Origin of the sequence: Brevibacillus sp. HB2.2, from assembly GCF_013284275.1 — a bacterium.
Classification (GTDB): Bacteria; Bacillota; Bacilli; order Brevibacillales; family Brevibacillaceae; genus Brevibacillus; species Brevibacillus brevis_D.
Map to the genome: position 1 here is coordinate 1 of NZ_JABSUV010000121.1, position 311 is coordinate 311.

Here is a 311-nt window from a genome sequence, read left to right on the forward strand (position 1 = left end):
AAGTTAGATGCTCTCGGAGATACCTTGTTAGGCTTGTGGAATGTGGTAGTAGATGCCGGAGATATTGCGTCGACCGCGTTACCAACATCGTATCTGGTAGACGCCATTTACGAAGGGGTGACTGGGGAAGAGCGACCTTCTCTCCTCGAACGAAATGATCTCGCGAGAGGAGCTGTAGAAACCGCTACGGATGCAGTCAATTACGTGGGAGATACGGTAACGGGCAATAAATCGTGGGAACAAATCAAATCCGATGCAAAGTCGGTTGGACAAGGGCTATACGATGACTATATCGACCCATTCGTGAAAGA

Annotated in this window: 1 pseudogene; it reads left to right on the top strand. The window is 48.9% G+C overall.

Annotated elements, in window-relative coordinates:
• A pseudogene (locus tag HP401_RS35535) lies at positions 1 to 311 on the top strand (late control protein); the annotation flags it as partial.